The organism is Mojavia sp., assembly GCF_059505145.1.
In genome coordinates this window covers 233,989-249,161 of the sequence record NZ_JCACKA010000124.1, presented here as the reverse complement: position 1 = coordinate 249,161, position 15,173 = coordinate 233,989, and the positions used below count along the sequence as shown (strand labels likewise).

General features: G+C 43.7%; 15 protein-coding genes. 8 read left to right on the top strand and 7 right to left on the bottom strand.

All coding sequences use genetic code 11. From position 1 onward, the window contains the following. From AC5JL8_RS34335 to AC5JL8_RS34325, 3 genes are all read right to left on the bottom strand, one after another. A partial coding sequence (locus AC5JL8_RS34335) for a high light inducible protein (protein ID WP_495884159.1) occupies positions 1-188 on the bottom strand: 188 nt, incomplete at its 3' end. A gap of 42 nt (positions 189-230) precedes the next feature. Further along, positions 231-434 (bottom strand): high light inducible protein, encoded by a 204-nt coding sequence (locus AC5JL8_RS34330; protein WP_495884158.1) that lies wholly within the window; start codon positions 432-434, stop codon positions 231-233. Between the two features lie 40 nt (positions 435-474). Beyond that, positions 475-678, bottom strand: a complete 204-nt coding sequence (locus AC5JL8_RS34325) for a high light inducible protein (RefSeq protein ID WP_495884157.1) — start codon at positions 676-678, stop codon at positions 475-477. Positions 679-1,178: 500 nt separating this feature from the next. Between AC5JL8_RS34325 and AC5JL8_RS34320 the strand changes: the two genes are divergently transcribed. The 4 genes from AC5JL8_RS34320 (at position 1,179) to AC5JL8_RS34305 (ending at position 6,905) form a co-directional block, all read left to right on the top strand. Beyond that, complete coding sequence (locus tag AC5JL8_RS34320; protein WP_495884156.1) at positions 1,179-4,310, top strand: MFS transporter; 3,132 nt, start codon at positions 1,179-1,181, stop codon at positions 4,308-4,310. 139 nt (positions 4,311-4,449) lie between these two features. After that, positions 4,450-5,574, top strand: a complete 1,125-nt coding sequence (gene bchI, locus AC5JL8_RS34315) for a magnesium chelatase ATPase subunit I (protein ID WP_495884155.1) — start codon at positions 4,450-4,452, stop codon at positions 5,572-5,574. A gap of 141 nt (positions 5,575-5,715) precedes the next feature. Further along, positions 5,716-6,012, top strand: a complete 297-nt coding sequence (locus AC5JL8_RS34310; RefSeq protein WP_495884253.1) for a hypothetical protein — start codon at positions 5,716-5,718, stop codon at positions 6,010-6,012. A gap of 104 nt (positions 6,013-6,116) precedes the next feature. Then, a complete protein-coding gene (locus AC5JL8_RS34305; RefSeq protein WP_495884154.1) occupies positions 6,117-6,905 on the top strand; it encodes a glutathione S-transferase family protein in 789 nt (262 codons plus the stop codon). A gap of 85 nt (positions 6,906-6,990) precedes the next feature. On the opposite strand, the gene AC5JL8_RS34300 is transcribed toward AC5JL8_RS34305, so the two are convergent. Further along, positions 6,991-8,079 carry a nucleotidyltransferase domain-containing protein gene (locus AC5JL8_RS34300; protein ID WP_495884153.1) on the bottom strand — a complete coding sequence of 363 codons (1,089 nt, stop codon included), beginning with the start codon at positions 8,077-8,079 and terminating at the stop codon, positions 6,991-6,993. Between the two features lie 489 nt (positions 8,080-8,568). On the opposite strand from AC5JL8_RS34300, the gene rplU reads away from it, so the two are divergent. Both rplU and rpmA read left to right on the top strand, forming a co-directional pair. Continuing rightward, positions 8,569-8,967 (top strand): 50S ribosomal protein L21, encoded by a 399-nt coding sequence (gene rplU, locus AC5JL8_RS34295; protein WP_495884152.1) that lies wholly within the window; start codon positions 8,569-8,571, stop codon positions 8,965-8,967. Positions 8,968-8,997: 30 nt separating this feature from the next. Then, a complete protein-coding gene (rpmA, locus tag AC5JL8_RS34290) occupies positions 8,998-9,288 on the top strand; it encodes a 50S ribosomal protein L27 (RefSeq protein WP_495884151.1) in 291 nt (96 codons plus the stop codon). Positions 9,289-9,340: 52 nt separating this feature from the next. Here rpmA and AC5JL8_RS34285 read toward each other — a convergent pair whose 3' ends face one another. After that, entirely contained in the window at positions 9,341-9,787 is a 447-nt protein-coding gene (locus AC5JL8_RS34285) for a hypothetical protein (protein ID WP_495884150.1), read from the bottom strand. Between the two features lie 406 nt (positions 9,788-10,193). Here AC5JL8_RS34285 and cruF point away from each other — a divergent pair, with 406 nt between their 5' ends. Together cruF and cruG are read left to right on the top strand one after the other, a co-directional pair. Further along, a complete protein-coding gene (cruF, locus tag AC5JL8_RS34280) occupies positions 10,194-11,102 on the top strand; it encodes a gamma-carotene 1'-hydroxylase CruF (RefSeq protein ID WP_495884149.1) in 909 nt (302 codons plus the stop codon). Between the two features lie 310 nt (positions 11,103-11,412). Beyond that, entirely contained in the window at positions 11,413-12,606 is a 1,194-nt protein-coding gene (gene cruG / locus AC5JL8_RS34275) for a 2'-O-glycosyltransferase CruG (protein ID WP_495884148.1), read from the top strand. Between the two features lie 102 nt (positions 12,607-12,708). Here cruG and rnhA read toward each other — a convergent pair whose 3' ends face one another. Both rnhA and AC5JL8_RS34265 read right to left on the bottom strand, forming a co-directional pair. Next, complete coding sequence (rnhA, locus tag AC5JL8_RS34270; protein WP_495884147.1) at positions 12,709-13,617, bottom strand: ribonuclease HI; 909 nt, start codon at positions 13,615-13,617, stop codon at positions 12,709-12,711. 32 nt (positions 13,618-13,649) lie between these two features. Then, entirely contained in the window at positions 13,650-14,996 is a 1,347-nt protein-coding gene (locus AC5JL8_RS34265) for a hypothetical protein (RefSeq protein ID WP_495884146.1), read from the bottom strand. Between the last annotated feature and the right edge of the window lie 177 nt (positions 14,997-15,173).

Below are 15,173 nucleotides of genomic sequence, written 5' to 3'. Positions count from 1 at the left end.
TGCAGTACATCGCGCAGGACGCTATAACCAGCTAAATCCCACAATAAATAAGCAACAAATCCAATAGCTGCTAAACGACCGTTCCATAATTCGGCTTGGGGTGTCCAGCCGAAAAGAAAAGCATTACGATCTACACCGTTATAAGCGTTAGCAACAGTTGGTAATTCAGTAGAAGGACGAGATTCCATTTTTTTCTCCCAAATTCAGCGATTTTTTTAGGTTTTTAATCTTTAATAACCGACGATGTGCAGTACATCGCGCAGGACGCTATAACCAGCTAAATCCCACAATAAATAAGCAAGGAAACCAATAGCTGCTAAACGACCGTTCCATAATTCAGCTTGGGGTGTCCAGCCAAAGAAAAAATCATTGCGATCGCGGCCATTGTATTCTCTAGCAATTGTTGGTAATTCAGTAGAAGGACGAGATTCCATTTTTTTCTCCAAAATTAAGCGATTTTTAGGTTTTTAATCTTTAATAACCGACGATGTGCAGTACATCGCGCAGGACGCTATAACCAGCTAAATCCCACAATAAATAAGCAACAAATCCAATAGCTGCTAAACGACCGTTCCATAATTCGGCTTGGGGTGTCCAGCCAAATAAAAAATCATTGCGATCGCGGCCATTGTATTCTCTAGCAATTGTTGGTAAATCGGTGGAAGAAAGTGGTTGCATTTTTCCTTTAACAATTAATTGCTTAATCTAAATGTAACTTTTTATAAAGAAATTGCTTTCTGCCTGTGGGTACAAACTTTAGGCACTTCTTGTGGACGATGTTCGCAAGGGTGTTGGTGTCGACAAATCCACCTTGAGGAGGTGTAAAAAAGCGAAATTGTAAATAAATGTAACAGGCTGATAGGAAAAGAAGATTTTCAGTAAATTAATTAGGCTTGAAGAAAATAAAAAAGCTGAAAATTTTTAAATCAAAATTATTAACATTTTCTGATTGGTTTTTCGACTTTCTAACGTATACAAATTAAATAAATATTTTTTCGTTAAATATTAAAATTTCTATCCTACGCTAGATATGCTTTTCAAACTGTGGAGAGATGCCCTGAATGCCTAAATTCCACGATTCTGAGATCTACAAGAGTTAGGTATTGCCATAAATACAGAGTTTCTGCTCGCGTAATCCTTAAATTTCCCCAAATTTAAACTTAGAGAAAGGAAATACAATGTTTGAGAGTACGGAAATTATGCTGGGACTGTACAAGCCACTATTGTGGGTGGCACAGGTTCCAGTAGACTCCACCAATGTCACACCAGCACAGGCATCGGTTCTTACTTCCGGTCCGCGATTTTTTGTCGCTTTAATCTCCGGTGTAATACTAGCCTTTGCTTTTCAATTAGTATTAACAAACCTTTCCGTTGCTGCGGGTATTTCCTACCTGGGGCGTCCATCTGACTCGGATTCAGATCATGGAGAATCGGGAAGTTTAGGCGGCACAATTCGCAAAATTGGCACAGCAGTGGGTATTTGGACATTAGTCACTGTGACGATCGCCTTATTAATCGCTTCTTTTCTGGCTGTAAGACTCAGCCTCGTGGTTTTAGATCCGGGGCTAGGTGCGACGCTGGGGTTGGTAATTTGGGGTGCATACTTTTTATTACTGATGTGGGTGAGTTCCACAACGGTGGGTTCCTTGATTGGTTCAGTGGTGAACACGGCAACCTCAGGCTTTCAAGCAATTATGGGAACAGCTACCGCCGCACTAGGTGCGAAAGCTGTCAATAACCAAGTTGTAGCCACAGCTGAAGCCGCCGCCGCCGCCGTGCGTCGAGAACTAGGAAGCGGAATTGACCCCATCAGTATCCGCGAGAATGTAGAAGATTACTTAGAAAAGTTGCGTCCCCCAGAGTTAGATCTATCTCAGATTCGCAGCGAGTTTGAAAACTTACTGCGCGACCCGCAACTGCAAGCGATCGCTGGGAGTCCGGATCTGCGTAACATCGACCGCCAAAAATTTATCGATCTAGTCAGCAGCCGCACCGACCTTTCCAAACGAGACGTTAATCGCATTGCTGATACTTTATATAAGCTTTGGCAGCAGGTGGTAAGTCAGCAAGCACCCACCCAAGACCGTCTAGGGGAGGTAATCGACTATCTCAAATCGCTACCGCCAGGGCAAACCAAAACAGATGAACTCAACGCCAAACTGGATCAGTTAGTAGCAGAAATGCGTTCCTCCAAACAAGCTGACCAAAAGGCAACCCAACAAGCAACCCCAGGGCCGATTCAAAGCACAATCCAGCAAGGAATATCTGCACTAACTGGCATTGTGTTAGGCAGAGCAGATCTGTCAGACTTGGATGTAGAGAAAATCTGGCAATCCTTAGCTTCTGCCAAAGATAAAGCTACACAACAAGCTGACAAGCTAGGTTTACCTACACCTTCACAACCCTACAGCCCAATCCGGGCTGATGTTGAAAACTACCTGTCTAACACCTATGCTTGGCAACTCAGCCAGGAAAGAATCGCCCAGGAATTTCGTGATGTCATCTACGATCCAGCCGCAGATCCCGGAACAGTGCGACGGGAATTAGAGCGACTTTCCCGCAACGATTTTGTTAATTTATTGCAACAACGAGGACTGCTGACCCAAGCACAAATTCAACGCATTGCAGATCAGTTAGAAGCTGTCCGCCAAGAAGTGCTAGTAACAGTCACAGCCTTAGAAGAAAGAGAAATAGTACAAGATTTGCAACGGCGAGTGGCAAGTTATCTACTCGTTACCAATAAGGCAGAATTGACCTCAGAAGGCATTGAGCGCGATTTTAAAGCTTTATTGGCAGATCAAGACGCAGATTATGAAACTTTGTCGCGGCGGCTAGCTGGGATTGACCGCCAACAGATGCGGCAGACACTGTTTGAACGCAACGATATTCAGCCATACGAATTGGACGGAATTCTCGACGATTTGGAAAGGCAACGCGATCAAGTGTTGATAGAATCCAAAGGATTGGCTGATCAAGCAAGATATCAAGCAGAAACACTGTGGCTGAATTTAGAATCATATCTGCGTAACACTGGGAAAGAGGAACTCAACCCTGATGCAATTCGCGCCGATCTCAAAAAGCTGTTAGAAGATCCCCAAGCAGGAGTTTCAGCGATTACGACAAGATTGTCTCGTTTTGATCGTGACACCTTGGTGCAGTTGTTGAATCAGCGGCAAGATTTGAGCCAAGACCAAGCTAATCAAATCATTGATACTGTTGAGCAGTCATGGCATAGTATCCGCCACGCACCGCAAGCCGTAGCAGATAAAGCTAAGGAGCAATATGACTCTGTAAGCACTACGATCGCAGATTACCTGCGGAGAACTGGCAAACAAGAACTCAACCCTGAAGGTATTCAGCGAGATTTGACCAGACTGTTTGAAAATCCCCAACAGGGAGCAGTCGCACTACGCCGTCGGTTGTCGCAAGTAGACCGGGATACTTTGGTGAAGTTGCTCAGTCAACGTCAAGACTTGAGTGAACAGCAAGTCAACGAAATCATTGACTCGGTACAAAGTTCAATTCGTAACATTATACGTGCGCCTCGCCGCCTCGCCACCCGAACACAACAAAGAGTGCAAACTTTCCAAGCATATTTGGAAGAGTATTTGCGGCAGACAGGCAAAGAAGAACTCAACCCAGAAGGTATCAAGCGCGACTTGCAATTGTTATTGCATGACCCACGGGTGGGGATGGAAAGTTTCAGCGATCGCCTTGCTCATTTTGACCGTTCAACAATTATCGCCTTGCTGAAAATTCGTGAAGATATGTCCGATGAAGAAGCAGCAAAAATTGCCGATAACATCTTATCGGTACAAGAGCAATTTGTAGAGCAAGTGCGCGGTATCCAACGACGCATCCAAGATGTAATTGATGGAGTTTTTGCCCGGATTCGCAACTACCTCAACTCCTTGGAGCGCCCGGAACTGAACTATGATGGTATCAAGCGTGATGTTCGCCAATTGTTTGAAGACCCTCAGGCTGGGTTTGACGCATTACGCGATCGCTTATCTTCTTTCAACCGTGAAACTTTGGTAGCAATCATCAGTTCCCGTGAGGATATCTCCCAGGAAGACGCCAACCGAATTGTTGACCAAATTGAAGGTGCGCGCAACTCAGTCTTACAACGGGCAGAACGCCTACACCATGAAGCACAACGCCGCCTAGAAGAAGTGAAGCATCAAGCACAGCGGCAAGCAGATGAAACTCGCAAAGCCGCAGCTTCAGCAGCTTGGTGGTTATTTGCTACAGCAATCGTCTCCGCTATCTTCTCAGCATTAGGAGGAGCGATCGCAGTCGTGCTGTTGTAGTTGGCAAATTGTCTCTGCTTACACTTTTTAGCCTCCCTCATGCGGGAGGTTTTTTTGAATCGTCAGCCCCATCCTTCCCTACCCCCACCTATGGCACAATAAAGAACGGTAATAAGAAAAAACTTGATAAGGTAATTTAGTGAGTCCTACTGCTCAAACCACAGCGAGTGCGCGACGTGTGGTGTTTCCGTTTACAGCAATTGTCGGTCAGGAAGAAATGAAACTGGCTCTGTTGTTGAACGTGATTGACCCAAAAATTGGTGGTGTGATGATTATGGGCGATCGCGGCACCGGCAAATCCACAACTATCCGGGCCCTGGCCGATCTATTGCCAGAAATCTCTGTTGTTGCCAACGACCCCTTCAACAGTGATCCCAGCGACCCCGACTTGATGAGTGATGAAGTCCGCCAACTACTAGAACAAGGGGCAGAAATTCCCACAGTTCCCAAAAAAGTGCAGATGGTAGACTTGCCTCTAGGAGCTACAGAAGACCGGGTTTGCGGCACAATCGACATCGAAAAAGCTTTATCTGAAGGTGTGAAAGCCTTTGAACCGGGACTACTAGCAAAAGCTAACCGAGGCATCCTCTATGTGGATGAAGTAAACTTGCTAGATGACCACCTAGTAGATGTGTTACTTGACTCCGCAGCCAGCGGTTGGAACACAGTAGAACGGGAAGGTATTTCTATCCGTCACCCAGCACGTTTTGTTCTGGTCGGTTCTGGTAACCCAGAAGAAGGCGAACTGCGTCCCCAACTCCTCGACCGCTTTGGGATGCACGCAGAAATCCACACAGTTAAAGAACCAGCTTTGCGAGTACAAATCGTAGAGCAACGCGCAGAATTTGACCAAAATCCCCTAGCGTTTGTCGACAAATACAAACCCCAGCAAGAAGCACTGCAACAGCAAATTGTCAGCGCTCAAAAGCTGTTGAGTGAAGTCAAAAGTGACTATGATTTGCGGGTGAAGATATCTGAGATTTGTTCAGAACTTGATGTCGATGGTTTGCGAGGTGATATTGTCACTAATCGCGCCGCCAAAGCATTAACCGCATTTGAAGGACGTACCGAAGTCACAGTTGATGATATCCGCCGTGTAATTACTTTATGTCTGCGTCACAGACTGCGGAAAGACCCCTTAGAGTCGATTGATTCTGGCTATAAGGTAGAAAAAGCTTTCGCTCGCGTCTTCGGTGTAGAACTACCAGAAAATGACACTGCACAAAAAAACGGTACTGGTCAAAAGTTAGGGGTGAGGAATTAAGCATTATTAGTTATGAGTTATGAGTTTTGCATTCAAAGTGACTTCATAACTCCTAACTCATCACTCCACACTCATCTAACTCAAAACTCCACGCTCATCACTCAGCACTCAGCACTCAGCACTCATTACTCAGGACTGATTATGAGATTTTGGAACTTTTGGTTAAATAGCTTTATATTATCTAGCCAATACAACCCGCCTCGTTTTGTAGAGTTAATCATGCTCATGTTAGCGATCGCAATGCTAGTAGTTGCCACCATTTCGCCAGAAAGACCTTATATGATACTAGGTTTGAGCTTAGTAGTTGGGGCATCTATTTCTATTCTAGTTAGGGAAGCGATCGCTCCTTCGCCCCAAAACCGTGTCACTCAGCTAACAGCATTGCTTTTGCTCTTCATCAGCTTCTACGGCTTTGCCGACTTGCTGCAAACTCTCTGATTTTCAATAAAAACAGAACTTTAGACAGATGCCAAGCAGAGAATAATCATGCAAATCTCCATATTGCCGTGAAATTATTCTAAGTAGCAGGGAATATTTACTCAATGATTATCCTCTACGAACATCCCCTATCTCCGTATGCACAGAAGGTCAAAATTGCCTTACGTGAAAAGGGAATTGAGTTTGAGTCCAAAACACCTGATGTGAGTGGAGGCGGGTTTGGAGGTAGCGAGTTCTTGGAAGCCAATCCTCGCCGGGAAATGCCTGCCCTGATTGACGGCGATGCTAAGATATTCGACTCTACAATCATCCTTGAGTACATCGAAGAAAAATGGCCTTCACCACCCCTACTCTCCAGTAATCCAACAGACCGTGCCCGTGTCCGCATGATAGAAGAAGTCATGGACACCTACTACGAGCCTATTAACTGGGGGCTGGCTGAAATCAACTTCTTTGGTCGGGCGAAGGGTGAGCTTGCCGAAACAATTACCACCAATGCCAAACAACAGGCAAAAAACTGCTACCAATGGCTAACCAAGCAGCTAGGCGAAGGCGAATGGTTCAACGGCGATTGTTTTGGCTGGAGCGACCTCTGTGTAGTTCCTTACATCAACACGTCATTAGTCGCATTTGGCATTGCACCCGAAGCAGGCTCCCCACTTGCAAATTGGTTCGAGCGAGTCAATCAGCGTCCAAGCATTGCTCAAACGTTACAGGAAGCAAACGACTCACTTGCAGGCTTGGAGCAATTTTCAAAACTCCTTGAGCAGGGTCTACTCAAACGTGAGTACCGTGACCATCGCCTGGAGTGGATGATTCGTATGGGTGGACTGCAAGTCGTACTCGACGGTATCGAGAAAGACAACATCCGATTCAGTTACGATTTCTCATAGACGCTTCTGTGGTGAGGTAGCCCTCTCGGTAGAGTTCCATTCACAACTCAAAACTCAAAACTCAAAACTCAGCACTCACCACTACTTACCAACCTTGCATTTCTACTAATTCCATACATAATTCATTAATTTGCTCTAAGTCTGGTTTGTGAGCAAGGTTTGATTGTTCATAAGCAGTTTCCATTTCAGCAACCAATTCCTCTGCCATTTTCATTACTTGCTCATAAGAATATACACCCTGAAGAATAGCTTTTAAATTATCAGCATCGCCAGCTATTCTCCTATCTACAATCACTTCTCCTTTTTGCAATATTTCGAGTCCGCTGCGTAGCAATCTAATGCAATGCATACCATGCTTGAGGTCGAAACCCGACTTTCTTTCCATTTCTGCCCTCACTGGATTTCTATTTTCCTGCCATGATAAGTAAGCCTTCCATTCTCTTAAAGCTACTTGATAAGTTTGGCTTTTTTGAAGTAGGCGAATAAAATCCTTACGGCTATTAGTTAATTTTTGTGTGTATTCTAAAGTTTCATCAGGTAAAGAATATTGTTTCAATACTCCCTTAAAATCAATATCTGCCGTCAGCAATCGATATAAATGTTCAGCTTCTTCTAGAAATTCAATCCGTCCTCTAATTAAGAGATAAAGATACTCCAAAAAAGCATTTAGCTCATCTTTGATTAATGGTACTTCGTCTTCAATGCCAAAATCGGATGGTAATGGCTTTTTTTGTGGTGGATTTAATAACCACTTACGATGAGTTTCCATCTTTTTGATTTGGGCAAAGGCATAACCAGAGTAAGTATGTTTTACTTTCTTACTCAAAAATAGTTGTTTGTGGTTAATTAATTTCTGCCCTACGGTCGTTAGTACAGGATAGTTACGTAACCACAACAATTCTAAAACGTTAGGATTAGCTCCAGCTAATAACTGAAGGATTTTCTTTAACTCGTATATGACTGTATCTTTATTACTATCCAAAAATGGAAACATTCCTGGTTCATCCCAACCAGTATCTTTTTGTTCTATGCGATCAAATCCCAAATAGTACCTCTTAGGCGCGATAAAAACACCACGATAATCAAAATCAGACTCAGGGCGATTTAATCCATAACCGTGGCTACCTGCCAAACCAATCAAAATTGTTCTTTCTTCAACTTCTATTCGTTTCATCTTAGGCGGTTAAAATATAGCCATCCTAACTCATGCTTGATGAGTAGAGTTAATACAGTTGCTATAAAACTTTATTTTCCTAAAACTGAAAAAAATCAAAAAAGCTTTTGCCCTTTTAGAACAAAAAGATATTAGCGGGATGCAGCAAATTTATAGCAATAAGAGAAAATCTGAGCAACAGATATCGTTGCTCAGATTTTTTGGTGCTGTTCTGTGTCTCGCTTAACTACACAAGCACAAATCCATATTTCAGAAAATCCGAGCATTTTGTTTGACGCAACACAAATAAATTGTGTTTTCTGCTCCCGTTCCCTATTCCCTGCTAGAAGTTTATTGACTTAGTACTGCTCAATAAAATATAATTTTAGATTGTCTGTCTAATTCCTGCTCGGATCAGGTAGACATACTGCAAAAGCTGGCAAAAGCGATAACGCTTCTCTACAGGGGATAAAAGCCAGCTACCTGTACGGCAACCTCAAGGACAATTCCATGACTTACGCAATTATTGAAACTGGCGGCAAACAACTAAAAGTTGAAGCCGGTCGCTTTTACGATATTGAACTGCTGACGGTTGAACCAGACGAAAAAGTTACTATAGAAGCAGTATTACTGGTGCAGCACGATGGCGAAGTCACCATTGGGCAACCCCTAGTGACAGGTGCGACTGTAGAAGGCACAGTGTTGCGACATTTCAGAGGTCGTAAAGTCTTGGTGTACAAAATGAAGCCCAAAAAGAAAACCCGCAAAAAGCGGGGACATCGCCAGGAAATTACTAGACTTTTGATTAACTCGATCAACCTCAACGGTGCAGTGTTAGCATCTGAAGACGTTGCGATCGCGCAAACGCCTGATACTGAAGACCAGCCTGCGAAAGCTGCTGTTGAATAATAAAAAGAAGTAGAACTACAAGAGGAAATTATGGCTCATAAGAAAGGAACAGGTAGTACACGCAACGGTCGTGACTCTAATGCCCAGCGTCTGGGTGTCAAACGCTACGGCGGTCAAACTGTCCGGGCTGGCAATATTCTTGTGCGTCAGCGTGGCACTAAATTTCACCCAGGTAACAACGTTGGTATTGGCAGCGATGACACTTTGTTTGCCTTAGTTGACGGTATTGTAACTTTTGAAAGAAAGGGCAAAACCCGCAAAAAAGTTAGTGTTTACGCAGCTGCTACAGCTGAGTCTGTAGCTGAGTCCGTAGCTAGCTAGAGTATGAGGGTGGGCATTGCCCATCCTGATTTATTTCTTGAAGAAGTGCAAATCACTGAATAAATAAGTAGTTTGTCATCATGATGTGCATAGCCGCACCAAAGGCTAAACCTGTCAACGATAGGATAGATAAAATCAAAAAAGCTTGCCATTGCTTAAACCCAGCGGTTTGAAAGTCGATTTTCGCTAATATAGCCGCAGAAATAATCAGCAAGGTATCAAGAAATAAACGAAACCAAGCAACCACCACGAAGAACAAGAAAGCTAGTAAAACGCTAGATAAAAAAGTCCTCAGCGATGATTTAAACACAACATTGGAAAAGTTTGCCAGCTTATACCAGGGAGTGGTCAAGCTGCCTATAAAAACCAGTACAGCAAGCACAAGTATTAACCACACGAAATCACGGGGATTTGTCTCTGATATTACCCAGCCTAAGGTACTGTAGCTAAGTAGTAATAGGATCAGGGAGACCCAAGGAACTTGTTTCAAAATCGGCATGGGTTTGATTCCTAGTAGCAAGTCAAGGCGTTAATCTGCAAGTATATAAGGTAACTCAAGGTCGTATGTAACAGAGGGTTGTGCAATTTGTGATGCTTATCTTCCCTCAAGTCGCCCCGGTATGGTAGGACTAATTTATTCTGTGGGCGTAAAGGCGATTGCGCGGAGCGCAGTGCGGAGGCGATCGCACAGAAAGCGAATTAGACAAATTGAGAATTTCACGCCTGAGACTATAACTCCATCATCTTATATTTTCTAGGCTCCATCAATCGTTTATGGTACTTTGGCTCAAAAAGCCAAACAATTTTACAGAGAATTACCAGAGAATTAGTTAAATTTTTTCTTAAACATTTGTAAACTGTTAGCAGCCGATTAGCCGCGTGTCACATCTTGTTAAGGAATTACTATGAAACAACTTGTTATTGCTGAACGCGTATGCCTCATTGGTCATATCGTTTCGATGGTGTTTGGGCTTGTAGGCATACTACTAGTCGTACCCAATGCTGAAGTAATTATGAACCTGGCCGAGGTTGGACAAAAAGCCATGCAATGGAGTATGGCTGGAGGCGGTGTGGTTTATATGATTTTGGGTGCGGCGGCTGTCTTTTTGTATGCCTACAGGACATTGGGATTGGGTCGCACATTAGCATTTATGCTGCCATCAGTGTTTATTTCTCTAGGAAGCGAACTTTCGGGAACCAGCACTGGGTTTCCTTTTGGGCACTATAGCTACCTAAGTGGACTGGGTTATAAAATTGCAGGTTTAGTTCCATTCACAATTCCCTTGTCGTGGTTTTATGTGGGATGCGTGTCTTACCTACTGGCACGTGCTGGTTTAGAAGTAGACAAAAAACCCACATTTTTGCGCCACATTGGTGCGATCGCCTTAGGCGCTTTGTTGCTAACTTCTTGGGATTTTGTGCTTGATCCTGCCATGAGCCAAACTTCTCTACCTTTCTGGTATTGGCAACAGCCAGGGCCTTTCTTTGGGATGCCTTACCAAAACTTTGCTGGTTGGATGGGTACAGGAGCTGTATTTATGACAGTCGCAGCACTGTTATGGAGAAACAACCCAATTAAATTAGAGCGATCGCAACTCAATCTACCCTTGACAGTTTATTTAGCTAACTTTGGCTTCGCTACCGTCATGAGTTTGGCCGCTGGCTTTTCTATACCAGTATTGCTTGGCTTATTGCTTGGTGTTGCTCCGGCTGTGGCACTTTGGTGGAAAGGCACAAGCGGACAAGACCAACTTAGTTTAGAATCAGCAACCCAAGAAATCTCCGTGGCAAATGTCAAAGTTGCTTTGAAGTAGGGGCTGGGGAATGGGGAATGGGAAAAAGCAGCTTGTGCAAGGCAGACAAGGTGAGACAGCGCTCTTGGTAGGGTTTCCAACGCCAGTCGCTCATGGGGGAGACCCCCAAGACCGCGCTGGCTCCTCCGCAGGCGACTGCGTTCCCCGAAGGGGTTCTCGAAGAGTACCCGAAGGGGGACAAGGGGAAAGAACCATGATTAACTCTTGCTTCTTGTCCCCCCATCCCCCATGCTCCTTGTCTTCTTTATCCAATGCCACATGCTCAATGCCCAATGCCCCATGCCCAATTCAATAACAGAATATTTTTACAGTGGACGATGCTTTGATATCAGTTAGCACCTTATCGCTCTTATTGCTACTAATCCAATTACCAGCTACAGCGATTCTGCTCTCGCGCTTGGTAAAGGGGCCAAGACGCCATCCCCCCATTCAACCCCAACAGCCAAAGCCGGAGCTTTTAGGTAGTGTCAGCGTTGTCGTTCCCACCTTGAACGAGGCTCTACGCATTAGCCCGCTTTTAGCTGGCTTAAGCCAGCAAAGTTATGAAGTCCGGGAAGTGATTGTTGTAGACAGCAAATCTCAGGATGGCACACCTGACTTGGTAAAAGCCGCACAACAAAAAGACCCTCGCTTTCGCCTGATTACGGATGATCCTTTACCCCCTGGTTGGGTGGGTCGTCCTTGGGCGTTACACAATGGCTTTTTGCATACTGCACAAGAGAGCCAATGGTTTCTGGGAATGGATGCCGATACTGTGCCCCATCCTGGTTTAGTGGCTGGTTTGGTGCAGACAGCCGAAGCACAAGGGTATGACTTGGTTTCTCTGTCACCCCAGTTCATTCTTAAATATCCAGGGGAATGTTGGCTACAACCAGCATTGTTGATGACTCTGCTATACCGATTTGACCCAGCTGGTGTAAATACAGAGCAACCAGAACGGGTGATGGCTAATGGGCAGTGCTTTTTATGCCGTCGCTCTGTGTTAGCTGCTGTGGATGGTTATACCAGTGCTAGTGGTTCTTTTTGTGATGATGTCACCTTAGCACGGCATATTGCTGCTCAGGGGTTTAAGGTGGGCTTTTTAGACGGCGCGAAGGTGTTAAAGGTGCGGATGTATGAAGGGGCAATAGAGACATGGAAGGAATGGGGACGCAGCCTCGACCTCAAAGATGCATCTCCCCGCGCTCAAATTTGGGGAGATTTATGGCTACTCTCAGCTGTTCAGGGTTTTCCTTTACTAATTTTACTGAGTTATTTATTTCTTGCCCCTCAGCCTCCCCAGCCTCCCTTGCTCCTGTTATTGGGGTTAAATTTATTTTTGCTGGTAATTCGCTTTGCTATGCTATTGGCGATCGCTCCTTCCTACGATCGCAAAAGTTCTAAAGGTGGCTGGTTATTCTGGCTTTCACCTTTGGCTGATCCAATAGCTGTGCTGCGAATCTTTTTATCTGCTTTCCGTACTCCACGAGAATGGCGAGGAAGGAAATATAGTGCTGAGTCGTGACGAATTGGGCATGGGGCATTGGGCATGGGGCATTAGGTTGAGCATTTATCATTTGTTCTGTCTCCCTGTGCTCTCCTGCTCCCTGCTCCCCTGCACAAGCTGCTATTCCTCCTCACCTCCTACTTGATCGCCGCGTTCCAGTTCCCAGAGAATTTGATTACCTTCGCGTCGTACTCGTGATACAATCCAGTTCCGCCAGCGCCACTGGTCTCCCCGACTAGTGACAGCGCTGGCGTGAACATCCATGAGGTCGGCAAGTTCAGAACTGGTGATTAAATAGCCTTTTGTGGCAATTTCATCAGCAATACGTAGAGTTTCTACCAAGTCACGGAGTTGTGCCACCCGCATTTCAGGTGGTTTATCGTCGATTGAGGCAGCAGAGGTTGCGATAGTTGGCTCCATAATAGTTATATGTGATGCAATAGTACTGATTTCTTGGTTCCTTGTGTCAATTATTGTAGAGGTTGCTGGAGATTCAGTTACTTTTGCTACATTTATTTCAATTGGTTGTGCTAATGATTGGTGAGTATTCGTGGGGAAAGATTGTTTTAGAGATGGGTTTTTACCACTAGCAAAAGCACGAGCAATGACATCGCAACGCTCATTACCGACGTTTCCAGAGTGTCCCCGAACATACTCCCAGTTTATTAGATGACTATTTAAGTTGTCCAAAGTTTCCAAAAGGTCTTGGTTCTGCACAGGCTTACCATCCGCCTTTTTCCAACCTTTCTTTTTCCAACCTTTCACCCACTTGGTAACGGAGTTGATTAGATATTCGCTATCGGTATAGAGGGTAATAGGTTCAGCTTGTCCAGATGTGTGCATAAATTGGAGAGCTGCGATCGCAGCTTGCATCTCCATTTTATTATTAGTCGTATGGGAAGATGCATCGCCCATTTCGTGAATTGAACCATCACTAAAATAGACAACAACACCCCAACCTCCTGGCCCAGGATTGCCTGTGCAGGCGCCATCAGTATATATGCTTTGGATTGTGCGTTGGGTGGACATAGTAAACAAACCGCATTCGTACACAAAGTAATTTAGCGGCGAAAGCTCCGAAGCACTATATAGGTTAACGCTGCAAAAATCAAGCCTATACCCAAACTTGCAGCAAATACTTCGGTTTGGTAAGCGAGAGGGTTTTTGTTTTTCGGAATTTCTGCCAAGATAACAGCAGAGGCGATTTGACTAGTTGCTAGCCCGATACCTGCGATCGCTATTGTAGTATTAAGAGTGCGATCGCTTTTGGTTTGCTCTAGGTCGATTATGCCCTGTATGGTCTTGATGTAATTTTCCATTAATGCCAATCCTGGGCTGTAAAAAGCGTGGTCTGTTTCGATTTGTACTAAAAACTTATCTTTGGCAAACTCACTGAATGTTTGTAAAAATTCCCAATCACTATTACTATCTAATCCTTGAATTTTTTGCCAACGTTTTTGATAATTAATGATGTTGATATTAACAGTGCGGCGTTGGTCATCTAAATAAGCTAAATTATAAGTATATTTTAACAATATTTCTGGAGCCTTTTTAAGAACTTTTTGTAAATTACTAATATTAACTTCAGCAGATTGAGATTCTGCGTTTAAATTATTAACTATGCCTTGAGCTAATTTGGCTACTATTTTTAAGTTACTTTTAATAGTACGGCTTTGAAAATAAGCCCAAATAGCTTTATTACGGTATCTAAATAATTGCATCAGTTCTGGAGACAGCGTTTTATTCACCTCTCTGATAAAATCTGTTTTGAGTTGATAGGGAAATAAACAAATTAATAGGTGATAGCCATCACTCTGCTGCGATTCTGAAGGAAGCCGCCAAAGTTCAAATACAATTACACCAAAAAATTCTCCTTGTCCTCTCAAATCAGCTTCCCAATCTTGCTGAGAGTCTAATTTTAATTGTTCATAGCAAGCTTGAGCAGTAGCTTTTGGGTCTTGATGCTCTATAGCCAGCTGACCCCATATATACCAACTTTGACCAATTTTACCTTTTTGCTGATTAATTTTAGATAAAATCTCTGCTTGTACCTGCTGCAAGCAAGTGATAGGTTGAGGCGAGTATTTATAGCCTGTTATATAGTTAGCAGTGCAATCTATTTGAAGTCCATAAGTGTCTCCCAATTGCACAGGATAATAATAACCATCTAAAGGTGGTTGAAAAGTCTTAATTTTTTGATTACCAAGTAACACAATGTCATCTGAACTATCTGTTTCAGCTTGGCGCAATTCTTCTAGGCGCTTACTATTTAGCTGATTACCATAAATTCTTTGCCAAAATTGTTGACAATTTTCTGTAATTTTTTCTTTATCTTGCCCTAAACCCTCTTTCAGGTCATAAATAAATAAATCAATAGTTGGGTAAATTAGCTCATACTGTTGATTCATAATTTAGAATACCCAACTACTAAAAAAGGTAAGGATTTAGATGGCAGAAAAAGGGATAAGCGAAGGATAAATAATTTTATGACCAGCATGTGCGCGTAAAGCTAACGTAAAGAAGTCGATAACAGAACGCTGCTGAGTTCGACGTTGATTTCGATGAGAATTTCCAACTCAAACAGA